14 protein-coding genes and 1 tRNA gene are annotated in these 16,913 nt (G+C 70.6%); 12 read left to right on the top strand and 3 right to left on the bottom strand.

Translation table 11 applies throughout. From position 1 onward, the window contains the following. The first annotated feature begins 53 nt into the window (after window positions 1-53). Window positions 54-446, top strand: coding sequence for a nuclear transport factor 2 family protein (locus AB0M26_RS04785; RefSeq protein ID WP_365254487.1), 393 nt, complete (start codon window positions 54-56; stop codon window positions 444-446). A gap of 399 nt (window positions 447-845) precedes the next feature. Further along, window positions 846-1,904 (top strand): multicopper oxidase domain-containing protein, encoded by a 1,059-nt coding sequence (locus AB0M26_RS04780; protein ID WP_365254556.1) that lies wholly within the window; start codon window positions 846-848, stop codon window positions 1,902-1,904. Window positions 1,905-2,184: 280 nt separating this feature from the next. Here the strand turns inward: AB0M26_RS04780 and AB0M26_RS04775 are convergent, their stop codons facing one another. Genes AB0M26_RS04775 through AB0M26_RS04765 form a run of 3 tightly spaced genes read right to left on the bottom strand, consistent with a single transcriptional unit; the run spans window position 2,185 to window position 6,821 of the window. After that, entirely contained in the window at window positions 2,185-3,741 is a 1,557-nt protein-coding gene (locus AB0M26_RS04775) for a GMC family oxidoreductase N-terminal domain-containing protein (protein ID WP_365254484.1), read from the bottom strand. Between the two features lie 33 nt (window positions 3,742-3,774). Further along, a complete protein-coding gene (locus tag AB0M26_RS04770; RefSeq protein ID WP_365254481.1) occupies window positions 3,775-5,355 on the bottom strand; it encodes an APC family permease in 1,581 nt (526 codons plus the stop codon). Continuing rightward, window positions 5,352-6,821 (bottom strand): aldehyde dehydrogenase family protein, encoded by a 1,470-nt coding sequence (locus tag AB0M26_RS04765; RefSeq protein WP_365254478.1) that lies wholly within the window; start codon window positions 6,819-6,821, stop codon window positions 5,352-5,354. Before AB0M26_RS04765 ends, AB0M26_RS04770 begins: the two co-directional genes overlap by 4 nt. Window positions 6,822-6,972: 151 nt before the next feature. Here AB0M26_RS04765 and AB0M26_RS04760 point away from each other — a divergent pair, with 151 nt between their 5' ends. From AB0M26_RS04760 to AB0M26_RS04715, 10 genes are all read left to right on the top strand, one after another. Then, window positions 6,973-7,227: a WhiB family transcriptional regulator gene (locus AB0M26_RS04760; RefSeq protein ID WP_365254475.1), complete on the top strand. Its 255-nt coding sequence runs from the start codon at window positions 6,973-6,975 to the stop codon at window positions 7,225-7,227. Window positions 7,228-7,398: 171 nt separating this feature from the next. Beyond that, window positions 7,399-7,472 (top strand) — tRNA-Met (locus AB0M26_RS04755). A gap of 53 nt (window positions 7,473-7,525) precedes the next feature. Continuing rightward, a complete protein-coding gene (locus tag AB0M26_RS04750; protein ID WP_365254472.1) occupies window positions 7,526-8,014 on the top strand; it encodes a glutathione peroxidase in 489 nt (162 codons plus the stop codon). A 529-nt stretch (window positions 8,015-8,543) separates the two neighbouring features. Beyond that, window positions 8,544-9,554 (top strand): DUF5937 family protein, encoded by a 1,011-nt coding sequence (locus tag AB0M26_RS04745; RefSeq protein WP_365254469.1) that lies wholly within the window; start codon window positions 8,544-8,546, stop codon window positions 9,552-9,554. A 240-nt stretch (window positions 9,555-9,794) separates the two neighbouring features. Then, window positions 9,795-11,261: an FAD-dependent oxidoreductase gene (locus AB0M26_RS04740; RefSeq protein WP_365254466.1), complete on the top strand. Its 1,467-nt coding sequence runs from the start codon at window positions 9,795-9,797 to the stop codon at window positions 11,259-11,261. 95 nt (window positions 11,262-11,356) lie between these two features. After that, the gene (prmC, locus tag AB0M26_RS04735) at window positions 11,357-12,229 is read left to right on the top strand and encodes a peptide chain release factor N(5)-glutamine methyltransferase (RefSeq protein ID WP_365254463.1); all 873 of its coding nucleotides are present in this window, start codon (window positions 11,357-11,359) and stop codon (window positions 12,227-12,229) included. Beyond that, a complete protein-coding gene (locus AB0M26_RS04730) occupies window positions 12,226-12,576 on the top strand; it encodes a chorismate mutase family protein (RefSeq protein ID WP_365254461.1) in 351 nt (116 codons plus the stop codon). Before prmC ends, AB0M26_RS04730 begins: the two co-directional genes overlap by 4 nt. Continuing rightward, window positions 12,573-14,648 (top strand): aminodeoxychorismate synthase component I, encoded by a 2,076-nt coding sequence (gene pabB, locus AB0M26_RS04725; RefSeq protein ID WP_365254458.1) that lies wholly within the window; start codon window positions 12,573-12,575, stop codon window positions 14,646-14,648. The genes AB0M26_RS04730 and pabB overlap by 4 nt, the downstream gene beginning before the upstream one ends. Further along, window positions 14,645-15,592, top strand: a complete 948-nt coding sequence (locus AB0M26_RS04720; protein ID WP_365254455.1) for a prephenate dehydrogenase — start codon at window positions 14,645-14,647, stop codon at window positions 15,590-15,592. Before pabB ends, AB0M26_RS04720 begins: the two co-directional genes overlap by 4 nt. Next, on the top strand, window positions 15,589-16,860 hold the full coding sequence (locus AB0M26_RS04715; RefSeq protein WP_365254452.1) for an aminotransferase class I/II-fold pyridoxal phosphate-dependent enzyme: 1,272 nt from the start codon (window positions 15,589-15,591) through the stop codon (window positions 16,858-16,860). Before AB0M26_RS04720 ends, AB0M26_RS04715 begins: the two co-directional genes overlap by 4 nt. Window positions 16,861-16,913: the final 53 nt, after the last annotated feature.

Below are 16,913 nucleotides of genomic sequence, written 5' to 3'. Positions count from 1 at the left end.
CACACCTAGTCGCAAAGTTGACTATCTGCTTCCGCAGAGTGGAGGACCCGACCATGCACCCGTTCCGCAAGGCCGTCGAAGCCGGTGACCACGACGCCGTCAACGCCCTACTGGCCGAGGACGTCGTCTTCACCAGCCCCGTCGCGTTCCGCCCGTACCCCGGGAAGGCGATCACCGCCGCAATCCTGAAGGGCGTCTCCCAGGTCTTCGAGGACTTCCGCTACGTCCGCGAGATCACCGGCGCCGACGGCCGGGACCACGCGCTGGTCTTCACCGCCCGGGTGGGCGAACTGGAGGTCAACGGCTGCGACTTCCTGCACACCGACGAGAGCGGCCTCATCGACGACTTCATGGTGATGGTCCGTCCGCTGTCGGCCGCCCAGGCTCTGTCCGAGGCCATGGGCGAACGGTTCGAGCAGATCAAGCGGGACGCGGAGGGAGCGTGAGCGATACGACGCGATCGTCATCGGCGCGGGCAACGTGAGCAAAGGGCCCGCTTTCACGGGGCGGGCACGGGCCCCCAGCGGCACGTGGCCGTGACGGCGGCGGGCCGCGACGACAGTGGCCTGCGGCGGGCCACGCCGAATGGCCGCAGCGACACGCCGGACCGCTCCCCCGCCGACGCGGCGCGTTCTCGTACGGCCCCGCGCCAACCGGCGCAATGTCAGCTGACACGTGCTCAGCCCGCCTCCGTCGACGGGTATGTGACCGGTTGTGTGCCGATTCCCACGGACCGGCCCCTTCCTCGGTCGCAGACGACAGCCGACCGACGGGCCTGCCTCCGATCCCCGGTGCGCATGAACGTACGGCACGAAGGAGGAGCGATGACCGAGTCGCCGGGCAGCATGCCCAGACGCAGCTTCAGCCGGCGCTTCCTCGCGGGCGGCGCAGCCGCCGCGACCTTCTCCCCGATGGCCCTCGGCGCACAGCCCGCGGAGGCCCATGAGGTGGAGGCCATGGAGGCGGAGGCCATGGAGGCGGCCCTGGAGGCGGAGCCGGCCATGGCCCCGGGTGCACCGGCGAAGGCACCCGCGCGTGCCCCGGCGGGTGGCAAGGTCCGTCGTATGAAGCTGTACGCCGAGAAGCTGCCGGGCGGCCGGATGGGCTTCGGGCTCGCGAAGGGCGAGGCCACCGTCCCCGGTCCGCTGATCGAGCTGACCGAGGGCGACACCCTGCACGTGGAGTTCGAGAACACGATGGACGTGCCGGTGAGCCTGCACGTCCACGGCGTGGACTACGCCACCCGAAGCGACGGCACGAAACTCAACCGGAGCTGCGTGGACCCGGGGGAAAAGCGCACCTACACCTGGCGCACGCACACCCCGGGCCGTCGCAAGGACGGCAGCTGGCGGCCGGGCAGCGCGGGCTACTGGCACTACCACGACCACGCGGTGGGCACCGACCACGGCACCCGCGGCATCCACAACGGCCTCTACGGGGCTGTCGTCGTCCGACGCAAGGGCGACATCCTGCCGGACAAGCAGTTCACCCTCTGCTTCAACGACACGGTGATCAACAATGGCCCGGGCCACGAGGGGCCCAACCTCCGGGCGACCCTGGGCGACCGCGTCGAGATCATCATGATCACGCACGGCAGGACCTACCACACGTTCCATGTGCACGGTCACCGCTGGGCCGACAACCGCACGGGCATCCTGATGGGCCCGGACGACCCCAGCCGCATCATCGACAACAAGATCACCGGCCCTGGCGACTCGTTCGGCTTCCAGATCATCGCCGGGGAGAACATCGGCGCGGGTGCCTGGATGTACCACTGTCACGTCCAGAGCCATGCGGACATGGGCATGTCCGGACTGCTCCTGGTCTCCGACTCCGACGGCACGCTCCCCGGCTACGAGCCCCACGGCCTGGCCGGTCACGGGCGCCGCTCACGGGGGCGCTAGCACCGCACGCGGTTCAGTGCGGCTGGGCGTACCAGTGGCGGTGGACGACGGGTTCGGCACCGAGCACGCGCCGCCACGACTCCTTGCCGACCGCGGGCCGCCGCGGTGCGTGGCACCGCGGCACGCGCACCGGAAAGTGCGGCTCCGGCGGAGAGGGCCGGAGCCGCGGTGCATCGTCTGCAGGGGTTCGCACGCGCTGCTTCGTGGACGGGGCGGGAGTTCGGGCGGCGCGGCCTGCACCTCGGCGAGCGGACGCCGCGACGCCACAAGCGCCCGGTGATCAGTCCGCGTCCTCCTTGATCATGTCGGAGCACTTCTCGCCGATCATCATCGTCGTGATGCACGGGTTGACCGCCACCAGGAACGGCATCACCGAAGCGTCGGCGACCCGCAGTCCCCTGACGCCCTTGACCCGCAACCGCGCGTCGAGCGGTGTGTCCGCGTCGTCGACCGCCCCCATCCGGACCGTGCAGGAAGGGTGGTAGACGGTGTTGTGGGTCCCGCGGATGTAGTCGAACAGCTCGTCGTCCGTCTGCGCATCGGGCCCCGGGGCGAGTTCGGCGCCCGCCCAGTCCGCCAGCGGTGCCTGCTCCGCGATCCGACGGGCCAGCCGCAGCCCGTACGTCATGACGCGCCTGTCGTGTCCGTCCGGATCCGTGAAGTAACGCGGATCCACCCTGGGCTTGTCCCGGAAGTCGCGGCTGCGCAGGCGGACCGTGCCCGTGGACCTGGCGCGCGTGACGTTCGGGGTGAGGCAGAAGGCGTTCTCGGACGTCGGGTAGCCGCGGCGGTAGGTGTGCATGTCGAAGGGCACGGCACCGTAGTGCAACATCAAGTCCGGTCGGTCCAGGCCCGGTTCGGTGGCCGAGAAGATCCCGATCTCCCACCACTGCGTGGAGGTGTCGACCATCGGCTGCCTGGCGTCCCACATGACGACGCCCTCCGGGTGGTCCTGGAGGTTCGCGCCGACTCCCTGCGAGTCCACCCGTACCTCAATGCCCGTCTCGCGCAGGTGCTCCGCCGGCCCGATCCCGGAGAGCATCAGCAGCTTCGGGGTGTCGATCGTGCCGCAGGAGACGATGACCTCGCGCCGTGCCCCGACCGTGAGCGTACGGATCAGATCGGGCGCGAGGTAGTCCACGCCCGTGCAGCGCCCGTCGGCGTCCAGTACCAGGCGCTTGGCGTGCAGCCCGGTACGGACCTCCAGGTTGGGCCGCTTGCCCAGGACCGGGTGCAGATACGAGACGGAGGCCGAGGCACGGACGCCGTCCTCGCGCCGGTTGACCTGGAACCAGTTCGCACCCTTCACGACCGTGTTGCCCGTGTTGAAGGGTGTGGTGGAGATCCCGGCGTCGCCGCACGCCTCCAGCAGTGCCCGCCCGCAGGGGTCGTGCGGCGGGACGGTGCGGATGACCACGGGCCCTTTCCTGCCGTGGTGTTCGCCGGGCCCGTCGTTGTTCTCCAGCCGCTGGAAGAGGGGGAAGCAGTGCTTGGCGCCCCACCCCGCCGCGCCCATGGCTTCCCATTCGTCGAGGTCCTCGGCCGGCGCCCAGAAGGCGATGCAGGAGTTGTGCGAGGAGCAGCCGCCGAGCACCCGGGCGCGGGCGTGCCGCAGGAAGCTGTTGCCGCACTCCTGGGGCTCGACGGGGTAGTCCCAGTCGTAGCCGGACTCCAGCAGGGCCATCCACTTGTCGAGCCGGAGGATGTTCTCGTCGCCGACATCCGAGGGACCCGCCTCCAGGAGGCAGACGGTGACGCGGGGATCCTCCGACAGCCGTGCGGCGACGACGGATCCGGCCGTTCCGCCGCCCACGACCACGTAGTCGAATGAGTCCACAGTCACTCCCTTCGGCGGCGCCGGCACGGCGCGTCAGCGGGGCCCCTCCGGTGGCCCCGGCGTACCGGCAGCCGGCTGCTCCTCGGCGCGGTGCTCCTCGAGCACGCCGGTGCGGTGGCGCTGGACGAACCAGTAGTAGGCGAACCCGGCGCCCGCGACGACGCCGATGAAGAGGAACGCGCCCCACTGCAGATACCAGTGGTGCGGTGGCTGCGCGTTGTAGACGTCGGGTCGCGGCCAGGCGAGGTTGATGGACATCGCGAGGCCCCACAGCACCGCGAGGATGTTGATGGGCAGGCCGAGGCGTCCGAGCGAGAACCGGCCCTCCGCCGGCTTCCACTTGCCGCGCAGCCGCTGGACCAGCATCGGTGTGGTGACGGCGAGATAGGCCAGGTAGATCATGATGATCGCGATGCTCGTGATCACCGAGAAGATCTGCGGCTGGTTGATGTTGATGACCAGAATGACCACGCCCACCAGGCCGATGACGACGGCCGGGACAATGGGCGTCCGGAACCTCGGGTGCACCCGCGCCAGGAGCGAGCCGGCGGGGAGGTTGTTGTCCCTGGCCATGGCGAACATCAGCCGGATGCCGGCGGTGTGCACCGCCAGGGCGCACACGGTGATCGCGATGACGACGCACCACAGCACGGCCTCGCCGATGTTCGAGCCGAGGGTCGTGAGCACCACGTACTGCAGACCGTCCGTGCCGAGTTGCTCGGCCTGCAGGTCCGGCACGGCGAGCAGGGCGAAGAGCAGGATCAGGCCGCCGATGACGAAGGAGGCGACGAGAGCGCGGAGGATGGCGCGCGGTGCGTTGCGGGACGGGGCGAGGGACTCCTCGCCGAGGGACGACGCCGTGTCGAACCCGTACATGACGTACGCGGAAGCCAGGGAGGCGCTCAGGAACGCGCCGAGATAGCCGAGGTTCTGCCCGGCCCCGAGGCCGTAGGTCTCGGTCAGCGCGGAACTCGGGCCGCGGGTGATGTGCGCCGCGAGCAGGGCGATCAGGACGATGGCGGCGATCAGCTCGATGAACACGCCGGCGGAGTTGATCCGGGCCATGAGCTTGACGCCGAAGGCGTTGACCAGGGTGGTGAAGATGATGAGGACCGAGCCCAGGAGGACGGCGTTGGCCGCGGCGTCGTTCTTGCCGCTGCCGTCGCCGATGAACTGGAACACCGGATCGATCTGCGGCAGCGTCACCTGGTAGGCCAGGGCCACGGCGGAGAGGGTGACCATCGTGGCCGTCATCATCATCCAGCCGCCGAGCCAGCCGACGTGCGGGCCGCCCATCTTCTTCGCCCAGTTGTAGACCGATCCGGCCACCGGGTAGCGGGCGGCCAGCTCGCAGAAGCACAGGGCGACCATGAGCTGGCCCACGAAGACCATGGGCCAGGACCACCAGTAGGCGGGGCCGCCGAAGGCGACGCCGAAGTAGAAGAGCTGGAACGTGCCGGTGAGGATGGAGATGTAGCTGACACCGGCCGCGAAGGTGTGGAAGTTGCCCAGCGTGCGCTTGAGTTCGGGGCGATAACCGAGTTCGGTGAGGGATTCGTCGTCGTGGCCGTCGCCGTGGGCCGGGGAGGGCCCGGGGGGCTCGGTGGCCGTCACTCGAACCACCTCTGCGGCTGCGGCGAGGTGTTCCACCAGATGTGCTTCGCCTCCTGGTATTCGGCAAGGCCTGCGGGCCCGAGCTCGCGGCCGATGCCTGACTGCTTCATGCCTCCCCATTCCGCCTGCGGTACGTAGGGATGGAAGTCGTTGATCCAGACGGTGCCGGCGCGCAGCCCGGACGCCACGCGGCGGGCCCTGCCCGCGTCCTGGGTGAAGACACCTGCGGCAAGGCCGTACATCGTGTCGTTGGCCAGTGCGAGGGCCTCGTCCTCGTCGCGGAACCGCTCGACGGTCAGGACGGGGCCGAACGACTCGTCGCGTACGACGGACATGCCGGGCACACAGTCGTCGAGGACCGTCGGCAGGTAGTAGTAGCCCTTGCTCAGGGCGGGGTCGTCGGGACGCTTACCGCCGCAACGGAGCACCGCGCCCTCCTCCAGACCCGCCGCCACGTAGGCCTCGACCTTCTCGCGGTGCGCTGCCGAGATCAGCGGCCCCGTACGGGCGTGTCCGTCGAACGGGCCGCCGAGGGGGATCCGCCGGGCCCGGGCCACGATCTCGTCGACGAGCGCATCGTGCAGCTCCTGCTGAACCAGCAGCCGGGCACCGGCCGAGCAGACCTGGCCGGAGTGGAGGAAGACGGCCATCAGCGCGTGGTCGACGGCCGTTTCGAAGTCGGCGTCGGCGAACACGATGTTCGGGTTCTTGCCGCCCAGTTCGAGGGCGATCTTCTTGACGGTGGGTGCGGCGGCAGCCATGATCGCCCGGCCGGTGGCGACTCCGCCGGTGAAGGACACCAGATCCACCCTCTCGTCGCCGGTCAGCGGCGTGCCGACGGCCGGGCCCGCACCCAGCAGCAGGTTTCCGGCGCCACCGGGCAACCCCGCCTCCCGCAGCAGCCGCATCAGGGCGATGGCGGTGTGAGGGGTGAGTTCGCTCGGCTTGAGGACGAAGGTATTGCCCGCGGCGAGCGCCGGGGCGACCTTCCAGGCGGTCTGGAGCAGCGGGTAGTTCCACGGTGTGATCAGCGAGCAGACGCCGACCGGCTCGTGCACCACCCGGCTGTCGGTCCCGGGCCGGCCGGTCTCGATCACACGGCCGGCTTCGCTCCCGGCAGCGAGGTCGCCGAAGTAGCGGAAGCAGTTCGCGATGTCGTCGAGGTCGTACTCACTCTCCACGAGCCGCTTGCCGGTGTCCAACGACTCGGCCCGCGCGAGATCGGACTTGTCGCGCTCCAGCAGATCGGCCACGCGCTGCAGCAGGCGGCCGCGCTCGGCGGCAGGGGTACGGGGCCAGGGGCCGCGGTCGAAAGCGTCGCGGGCCGCGGCGATGGCTGCGGCCGCGTCCTTCGGCCCGGCCTCGTCCACGATCGCGACCAGCGAGCCGTCCGCGGGGCAGCGGATCTCGCGGGTCCGGCCGTCCACGGCGGCCGTCCATCGGCCGTCGATGTAGAGCTCCGGCATGGGCTCCCTCCGGGTCCGCCCGGATGCCCGGGGCGCGGCATGCACGCATGGCGTGTACAGACAAGAGTTTATGTGATGCACGTCACAGGCGCGTGCGGCCGTTGATGAGACGTTCAGAGACCGTTGATCAGCAGCCGGAAGAGTGTGCCGCATGTTGATCGACGTCACCGACACCGAAACCGGTATGGAACGGAGCGAGCCCGACTGGGAGCGCGCCCTGTGCGCACAGACCGGCCCCGAGTTCTTCTTCCCCGAAGCGGGCGGCTCCACCAGAGAGGCCAAGCAGGTCTGCACGGCCTGCGAGGAGCGCATCCAGTGCCTGGAGTACGCGCTGTCCAACGACGAGCGCTTCGGGGTGTGGGGCGGCCTCTCCGAGAAGGAGCGGCAACGCCTGCGCCGTCGCTGAGCGCGTGCACCGCTGCGGGGGCGGTGCAGGCACGACGCACACGGCGTATGACGCAAGGCGGGCCGCCCGGCCGGCAGGACGACGGGGGCGGAGGCGACGGAGGGGACGGGAGGGGCGGAGCGAAAGCGATTTGGCTGCTGGGCCCCGAGCGCGTAAGGTCATGTTCACCGACGCGGGGTGGAGCAGCTCGGTAGCTCGCTGGGCTCATAACCCAGAGGTCGCAGGTTCAAATCCTGTCCCCGCTACTGACGGGCAGGCCCGGTGCTCATGCACCGGGCCTGCTGCTTTGATGGGCGCCATGAGCATCTACGAGATTCCGCTGCGCACGCTGTCCGGCGAACCGACCTCCCTGGCCGAGCACAGGGGCAAGGCACTGCTGATCGTGAACGTCGCCTCCAAGTGCGGCCTGACACCCCAGTACACCGGCCTGGAGCAGCTCCACGCGCGCTTCGCCGGCCGCGGCTTCAGTGTCCTCGGCGTCCCCTGCAACCAGTTCGCCGGGCAGGAGCCGGGCACGTCGGAGGAGATCGCGGAGTTCTGCTCGGCGACGTACGGCGTGACCTTCCCGCTGCTGGAGAAGACCGACGTCAACGGCGAGAACCGGCACCCGCTCTTCGTCGAACTGGCGAAGGCGCAGGATGCGGAGGGCGCCGCGGGCGACATCCAGTGGAACTTCGAGAAGTTCCTGGTCAGCCCGGCCGGTGAGGTGGTCGGCCGGTTCCGTCCTCGGACCGGTCCCGACGACGGGGAACTGGTGGCCGCGGTGGAGGCCCAGCTCCCGGCGTAGCCGCTTCCTCCGTCCGCTCGCGGGTCCGGTGCCACCACGCACCGGACCTGCCTTTTTCGTGCCCGGGCGGCGGCGCGGACGGGCGGGCGGCCAGGAGCCGTGAGGATTGGGGGGCGGAGGAGGCACGGAGCGGCGAGACGGGCCGCCCCAAGGGGACATTCCGGCCTTCTATGGAAGCGTTTAGGCCACAGGGAACGAGGGGCACGATCGTCCCTCAGCAGGGGAGCCGCCACCCGAATCCGGCATTCCGGTCCGCGACGCGCGGGTCCTGACCTGGCCGGGCGCCGAAGAGCGGGGGGAGACGCGCGCCCGCGCCGGCACGCGGCGGCCGCTGCGCCCCCGTTCCTTCCGTTCACGATCATCGCGAGCGATGTCACCCGGGCATGGCACGATCGTGCCTGGGTGGTCGTCGAACCGCCGCCGGGACTCCGGCGGGCTTGCCGCACCGTCCCGCCCCGCGCCGGGTGACGACACACATCCGGGTGGGGTGCGCAGCATCGCAGTATGGGGGAAACAGGGGGAAACTGTTGTGATCTGCTATGAAGCGACCGCGGATGACGTATCGAAGGTCAAGTTCTCGCCGTCCCCGCTCGGGGAGGCGGTCTACAGCTTTCGGATGCTGGCCTCACCGGAGCGCAGGAAGCTCCACGCGCCGTGGGTGAGCGATGTACGGGCACGTCTCAAGGGAGTCGACTTCGGCCCGCTGCGCGCCGTGGTCCCGCCCACGGGCTACGTCCCGGACTTCCTCACCCCGGCGCCCGGAGCCGAACCCGCAGGCATCACCGAGGAATTGGAGATGGTGCGCTCGACGGCACCGGAGCACTTCGTCGACGAAGTGGCCTGGATGGCGGCCGACACCGGCACGCCCGCCGTCTGGCGCGTGGAGGCCGAGCCCATGCACCGGCGCATGCTCGCCGAGCCCGGACAGGCCATCAGGACCGTCACCAAACTCCTGGACGTCTACTGGCGGTTGGCGCTGGAGCCGCACTGGCGCCGACTGCACGGCGGGCTCCGGTCGGACATCCGCTCCAGGACGCGGGTGCTGGAGACATCGGGGACGGCCTCCGTCTTCTCCTCGCTCAACAGGCGCATCGGGTGGAGCGAGGGCCGCATCACCGTGCGCAGCGCCTACGACTTCACGGAGAAGCTGGGAGGCCGGGGGCTCGTACTCGTCCCGAGCATCTTCTGCGGCCCGGAAGTGCTGACCATGCTCCCTCCGCTGGGGTCGATGATCGTCTATCCACGGCCCGACGTGAGCGAGATATGGAGCCGGCAGCGGCTCGAGCACTCCAGCGCCCTGGCCTCCCTGATGGGCTCCGTGCGAGCGGCGGTGATCGAGGCACTGGTGACACCCGCCACGACCACCGAACTCGCGACGGCGATCGACGTCACCCCAGGGGCGATCAGCCAGCACGTCGGAGTGCTGCGGGACTGCAATCTCGTCCTCAGCCGACGGGCCGGCCGACGGGTCATCCACTCCCTCACGGAGACGGGTGAGGCGCTCGTCCTGGGCTCACGGCCCGTCGCCCATGCGGCCTGACCAGCCGCTGCCGACAGCGCCCAACAGGCCCTGCGGAGCACTGATTTAGACCCGTCTAAAACGCTTGGGCTCCTCTGGCCGCTGTGTTTGGCTTTGCTCCGGCACGTTGACAGGAACGCGGGCGAAGTACCACATACCGTCCGGGCCGCAGCGAGACATCCACCTGCCGGAACAACCGGGGAGCCCGCCGTCTCGCAAGACCCGCAGACGCTCACTCACTCGACTTGGGGGGACATCCAGGTGTCCGCAACATCTACCGGCGACAAGCTCGCCTACGACGTGGTCGTCGTCGGCAATGGCTCGCTCGGTCTGTCGCTCGGCCTCACCCTGGCGCGGCGGGACGTGCGGGTGGCCGTACTCGGCCGCCCGCACCGACCCTGGGCCGCGTCCTCGGCCGCGGGGGCGATGATCGGCACGTTCGGCGAGGTGACGACCACCCTGCTGAAGAGCGAGTTCGGCCGCACCAAACTCGACTGGGCCCACCAGGCGAGCAAGTTGTGGCCGGACTGGCTGGACGGGATCTCACCGGAGTCCGACGGCTCCGAGCTGCTGTCCGCCGACGGCACGGTCGTCATGCTGAACGCGGTGGGGGTTCCGGAGATCGACACCCAGAACTTCAAGGCGATCCGCAGGACCCTCGTCGACTACGGCGAGAAGTTCGAGGACATCGACCCCGAGGACATCGAGTGGCTGGACGCGGAGCCCACGGCCCGCCCGCTCCAAGCGCTCTTCCTGCCGCGTGAACACGCCGTCGACGCCCACGCGTTGCTCAACCGTCTGGAGCAGGCGTTCGTCGCCGAGGGCGGCATCCTGATCCCCGAACTCGCTGTCCGGGTGGACCGGGCCGCCGACCGGGTGCGCGGCGTGGAGCTGGAGTCCGGGACGGTTCTGGCGACCGAACAGCTCGTGCTGGCCGCCGGATCCGCCTCCCAGACCGTGCTGGACAGCGTGCCCGACCACGCGGCGCGTATCCCGCGGCTCATCAGCGGCTACGGGGTCTCCGCCCTGGTGGACACCGAGGACGGCACCGCGCCGGGCAGCGTCCTGCGTACGCCCAACCGCGCGTTCGCCTGCGGTCTGCACGTCGTGCCGCGGAGCGAGGGCCGGGTCTACGTCGGCGCCACGAACATCATCTCGCCCGAGCCGCGCGAGACCCCCCTCATCTCCGACGTCCTGTTCCTGCTCAACTGCGGCAACCGCCAGATCCGCCGCAACCTCGGCGAGAGCGGGCTGCGCACCGTCCAGGTGGGCAACCGGCCCGTCGCCCTGGACGGCATGCCGCTGCTGGGCGCGACGGAGCTGAACGGCCTGTGGATGATGACCGGCACGTACCGTGACGGCCTCACTCTCTCCCCGCTGCTCGCACGAGAGATGACAGCGCGGCTGCTCGGCGAGGAGACCTCGCTCGACCTGGAGATGTTCCGCCCGGTCCGGGCACCGATCCAGCCGCTGACCCGCGAAGAGGTCGTGGAGACCACGGTCACGCACATGCTGGCCACCGGATACGAGTCCGACTGGACGGTGCCGGTCGAGTGGCCGTTCACCATCGAGCACTACCTGCGGGTGGCCTACACGCGCATCGCGGACGAGTTCGACCCGGTCTTCACCCCGCCGCCCGAGTTGCTCGCCTCTTCGCGCATCCACCCCTCCATCGCCAAGGCGCTGCGGGAGTACTACGCCACCAGCCACGCCGCGTCGGGTGCCTGACGCCACGGGCCCCGGCCCGGCCCCGTTTCCCGGTCACCGGCGCACGGGGCCGCTGGGGACGTCCCTGCTCGCTGCTGCTGAAAGGATCGACGACAGTGGCTGAACAGCCGCTCGCAGACTTACTCCGGGAAGCGGAGCGCGTGCTCACCGCCAGTGGTGTGTGGGGCCCGCGCGAGGACGCCGAGGCGCTCGCCGCCCATGTGCTGGGGCTCGCGGAGGAGGCGCTCAAGGCCGAGTACCCGGTGCCGGACGACGATGCCTCACGGTTTCGGACCCTGGTCGCGCGCAGAGCCGACCGCATCCCGCTCGGGCACCTCACCGGCCGGGCACGGCTCGGCGGCATCGAGGTGACGGTCACCGAGGACGTGTTCGTACCGCGGTTCCCCACCGAACTGCTGCTGCGCTGGGGGCTGTCGGCCATCGAGCGGACGGAGAACCCCGTCGTGGTCGACCTGTGCACGGGCTCCGGGGCCGTCGCCCTGGCCCTGGCACACGCCCGGCCCGACGCCACGGTGCACGCCGTGGACCTGGATGCGGCTGCCCTGGAGTGCGCCCGGCGCAACGCAGCCGAGCGGGCCGCGGCCGGCGACCGGCCGATATCCGTGCACCAGGGCGATGTCACCGATCCGGCGCTGCTCCCGGAGCTGGACGGCACCGCCGATCTGGTCCTCGCCAATCCGCCGTACGTACCCGTCGGCACGCCGCTGCTGCCCGAATGGGGCGAACACCACCCCCGGCAGGCCGTTTTCGCCGGAGACGACGGGCTCGACGTGATCCGGCATGTCATCGCCTGCGCCGCGCGTCTGCTGCGTCCGGGCGGCGGTCTGGCCATCGAGCACGGGGACGCCCAGATCGACGTCGTCCCCGGCCTGCTCGCCGCGACCGGTGCCTTCGCCGAGGCGGAGGGCCACCGCGATCAGGAGAACCGCCCCCGCTACACCACCACACTGAGAAAGGCAGTGTCATGACGACCACCTCCACCGCCGGGGAAGCCGGTCTGACCGTGCTGCGCGGTGAACTGGACGCCATCGACGGGCAGTTGCTGGACACACTCAGGGCCCGGATCGAGTGCTGCGTCCGCATCGCGGAGCACAAGCGGGAGCACGACGTCCCCATGATGCAGCCGCACCGGATCGGACTGGTCCAGGAGCGCGCCGCACGCTACGGAGCCGAGCACGGCATCGACGGGGCCTTCCTGCGGCGCCTCTACGAGCTGATCATCGAGGAGACCTGCCGGGTCGAGAACCTGGTCATCGACGGTGAAGCCAACGGTCGCCGGCCCGGCGGCCGGCCCGCCCCGGGCGATGCGTCATGACGGCCCCCACCCGCACCCTGCTGATCGACAACTACGACTCCTTCACCTACAACCTCTACCAGTTGCTCGGCGAGGTGAACGGGCAGCCGCCGACCGTCGTGCGCAACGACGTCGCCTGGTCCGCCCTGCACCTCGCGGACTACGACAACATCGTGGTCTCCCCCGGTCCCGGACGCCCCGGCCGGGAGCAGGACTTCGGGGTCAGCGCCCGCGCGATCCGCGACTCCGGCCTTCCCGTCCTCGGGGTGTGCCTGGGCCACCAGGGCATCGCCGAACTCTTCGGAGGGACGGTCGCGCACGCCCCGGAGCCCGTGCACGGCCGGATCTCCCCGGTCCGGCACAACGGCGAGGACATCTTCGCCGGACTGCCCTCGCCATTCGACGCGGTGCGCTACCACTCGCTGGCGGTCACCGGGCTCGCCGACGAGCTGGAGGGCATCGCCTGGACCGAGGACGGCGTGCTGATGGGGCTGCGCCACCGCACCGATCCGGTGTGGGGCGTGCAGTTCCATCCGGAGTCCATCTCCAGTGAGTACGGGCGCGAACTGCTCGCCAATTTCCGCGACATGACGCACCGGCGCCGAAAGACGGCACCCGCCGCGGCCCGCTCCCCGTACCATCTGCACATACGGCGGCTGGAGACCGCGCCGGACGCCGAGATCGCCTACAGCGAGGTGTTCGCGGGGCGCCGGCACAGCTTCTGGCTGGACAGCGGCTCGCACGCCGACGGCAACGCCCGCTTCTCCGTCCTGGGCGACGGCACCGGCCCGCTGGCCGAGTACGTCACCTACCGGGTCTCCCCCGGCACCGTTCGCGTGGAGCGCGAAGGCCTGTCCGACGAGGAGGTGCGGCAGGGGTTCTTCGACTACCTCGACGGCGAGCTGCGCAGGCGGGCCCTCCCCCGGCCGGACGGCCTGCCGTTCTCCTTCAACCTCGGCTATGTCGGCTATCTCGGATACGAGTTGAAGGCCGAGGCGGGTGCCCGAGCCGCGCACACGGCGCCCACCCCGGACGCCGCGATGCTGTTCGCCGACCGGGCCGTGGTGGTGGACCACGCCGAGCAGGTCACCTATCTGCTCTGCCTGAGCATCACCCAGGACGACCCCGACGCGGCCAAGTGGCTCGACGCCACCGTCGGCCGCCTCACCGTCCTTCCGGCCGAGATCGCCCGCGAGCAGCGCCCCCTGGTGGACGTGGCGCCGCAGGACGCCGGCTCGCTCGGCTCGCGCCACAGCCGGCAGGAGTACCTCGGGCTGATCGGCGAATGCCTGGAGGAGATCCGCAACGGGGAGTCGTACGAGATCTGCCTGACCAACATGGTCTCCACCGGTACGGCGGTCGACCCGCTCGCCACGTACCGGCATCTGCGGCGCGTCAGTCCCGTGCCGTACGGGGCGCTGCTCGACTTCCCCGGCGTGGCGGTGCTCAGCGCCTCCCCGGAGCGTTTCCTGACCATTGGGACGGACCGTGTGGCCGAGTCGAAACCGATCAAGGGCACCCGGCCGCGCGGGGCGACCCCCGCGGAGGACGGCGCCCTGCGCGAGGGGCTGCGCGACAGTGAGAAGGATCGCGCCGAGAACCTGATGATCGTGGACCTGCTGCGCAACGACCTCAACACGGTCTGCGAAGTCGGTTCGGTCCACGTGCCCAAGCTGTTCGACGTCGAGACCTACGCCCCGGTGCACCAGCTCGTCTCCACCGTGCGCGGAACGCTGCGCGAGGGGGTCTCGGCGGTGGACTGCGTACGGGCGTCGTTCCCGGGCGGGTCGATGACCGGCGCTCCCAAACTGCGCACGATGGAGATCATCGACCGGCTCGAACAGGGCCCGCGCGGGGTTTACTCGGGCGCGCTCGGATGGTTCTCGCTCAGCGGAGCCGCTGATCTGTCCATCGTGATCAGGACGATCGTGGCGACGGAGGAGGGCGCGTCGTTCGGGGTGGGCGGCGCCGTCATCGCCCTCTCCGATCCCGCCGAGGAGTTCGAGGAGACGCTGGTGAAGTCACGGGCGATGGCGAAGGCGATCGCGGCCGGCACGACCGCGACCCGCGACGAGCAGGCGGCCCACTCATGAGCGACTCCCCGAGGACGGCACCGGTGAAGGCGGTGCCGGGCCGGATCCGCAGGTGTGTGCTGGCGGGCGGATCCGGAGCCGTGGGCGGCCTGTTCGCCGGCCTGCTCGCCGGCGCGGGCATCGACGTGTGCCTCGTCGATCCCGCGCCGCCCGCGGTGGGCCCCGCCGGCGTGCGCCACCTTCCCGGCGACATCACCGCTCCGGGCGAGGCGCTGCGCGCGGAACTGGCGGAGACGGATCTGCTGCTGCTCGCCGTACCCGAAGAGGTGGCACTGGACGCGGTACGGGCCACGCCGGGCCGTTTGAGGCCCGGAGCGCTCCTCGCGGACACGCTGTCCGTCAAGAGCCGCGTCGTGTCCGAGGTCGCCGCGCATGCGGCGGGGCGTGAAGCCGTGGGCCTGAACCCGATGTTCGCACCCTCACTGGGCCTGGACGGCCGCCCGGTGGCGGCGGTCGTCCTGCACGACGGCCCGCTGGTCGCCGAACTCCTGGCCCTGGTCGCCCGGAGCGGCGGCCGGGTCGTACGCGTCGGCGCCGAGCGGCACGACCGGCTGGCCGCCGCCTCCCAGGCCCTCACCCACGCCACCGTGCTGGCCTTCGGCCATGCGCTGACCGAAATCGATGTGGACATCGAGGAGTTGGCCGTTCTCGCTCCTCCGCCGCACACGGCGCTGCTGTCGCTGCTGGCGCGGATCGCGTCCGGCACACCGGAGGTGTACTGGGACATCCAGTCCGCCAACCCGTATGCCGCGGACGCCCGGGAGGCGCTCGCCAGAGGTGCGGCCCGGCTCCAGGACCTCGTGCGCGAGGGCGACGAGAAGACCTTCGCGCACTTCATGCACGAACTCTCCGGCGGGCTGGGCGGCCGGTCTCCGCACTACCGGGACCTCTGTGCGGAGCTGTTCACCCGGATTCCCGCCGCCGGACCCAAGGATGCGTCATGACCGCCACAGCCAAGAACCCTGCAGCGATCCCCGCGGAGACCGGCACCCGGCCCGCCAACTGGGTCGCCGCCCGTATCGACAAGACGACCGACTCACTGGACCGCGCCTTCGACGAAGGGCTGACCGGGCACGTCATCACCAGCCGCGACGGCAAGTTGGTGGAGCTGGAGGACGGCAGCCGGGCGATCGAGTTCGTCTCCTGCTCCTACCTGGGCTTGGAGGAGCACCCGGCCCTGGTCGGGGCGGCGCAGGACGCCCTGCGCCGGTTCGGCGCGCACTTCTCCTCCTCCCGCAACCGCATGCGCCCGATGTATCTCGGCCGGCTCGAGGAACTGCTGGGCGAGATCTACGGCGGCCGGGCCGTCGTACCGTTCACCTCGGTCAGCAATGTGCACCTCGGGGTGCTGCCGCTGCTGGGCAACGGCGCGCTGCCCGGCTATCCGGTCTCCGCCAAGGGTCCGGTGTTCCTGGTCGAGAAGACGGCCCATGCCTCGATCCAGGTGCTCCGCGGTGTGATGGAACAGCTCGGCCCCGTCCGCCGGTTCGACCTGGCAAACCCCGAGTCGCTGGCGACGCGCGTCGCGGAGGCCACGGCCCAGGGCCGTACCCCCATCGCGCTCGTCGACGGGGTGGGGTCGATGGGCGGGCTGATCGATGTGGTCGGCCTGGCGCGCACGCTGGGCGAGGCCGACGGTCTGCTGTACGTCGACGACGCGCACGGCATCTCCATCGAGGGGCGGCACGGCGCGGGTTATGCGTACGAGGCGTTCGGCGGCCGGCTCCCGGACCATGTGATGATCGCCGGTTCGCTGTCCAAGGCGTTCGGCGGCGCCGGGGGCTTCGCGGTACTGAGGTCGGCCGACGACGTACGCGTGCTGCGCAAGTTCGCCAATCCGCTGGTCTTCGGGCACTCCATCATGCTGCCGCTGCTCGCCGCGGACGTGGCGGCGGCGGAGCTCCACCTGTCAGGAGAGGTGGCCCGGTTGCAGGAGCGGTTGTGGGCGAACGCCGCCGTTTTCGACAAGCTGACGGACGGCCGGCTGGTCAACGCCGGTCAGCACTCGCCGGTTCGCGGTGCGCACTTCGGGACGGAGGCCGCCGCGTTCGGGGCCGCCCGGAGGCTGCGGTCCGCGGGCGTGCTCGTACTGCCGGCGTTCTTCCCCACCGTCGAGAAGGGAACCGGGCTCATCCGCTTCGCGCTCTCCGCCACCCACGAGCAGTCCCAACTCGAGACGGCCGTCGCCGCACTCGGCCCGATCACCACCTAGCCGCCTGCCCGGCAAGGGCCGTCGGCACGAACGGATCGCCCGCGCCTGCCGGG

Origin of the sequence: Streptomyces sp. NPDC051776 (assembly GCF_040681345.1) — a bacterium.
Classification (GTDB): domain Bacteria; phylum Actinomycetota; class Actinomycetes; order Streptomycetales; family Streptomycetaceae; genus Streptomyces.
Note: the sequence above shows the minus strand (reverse complement) of the source record. Positions and strands in the feature narration are given on the sequence as shown.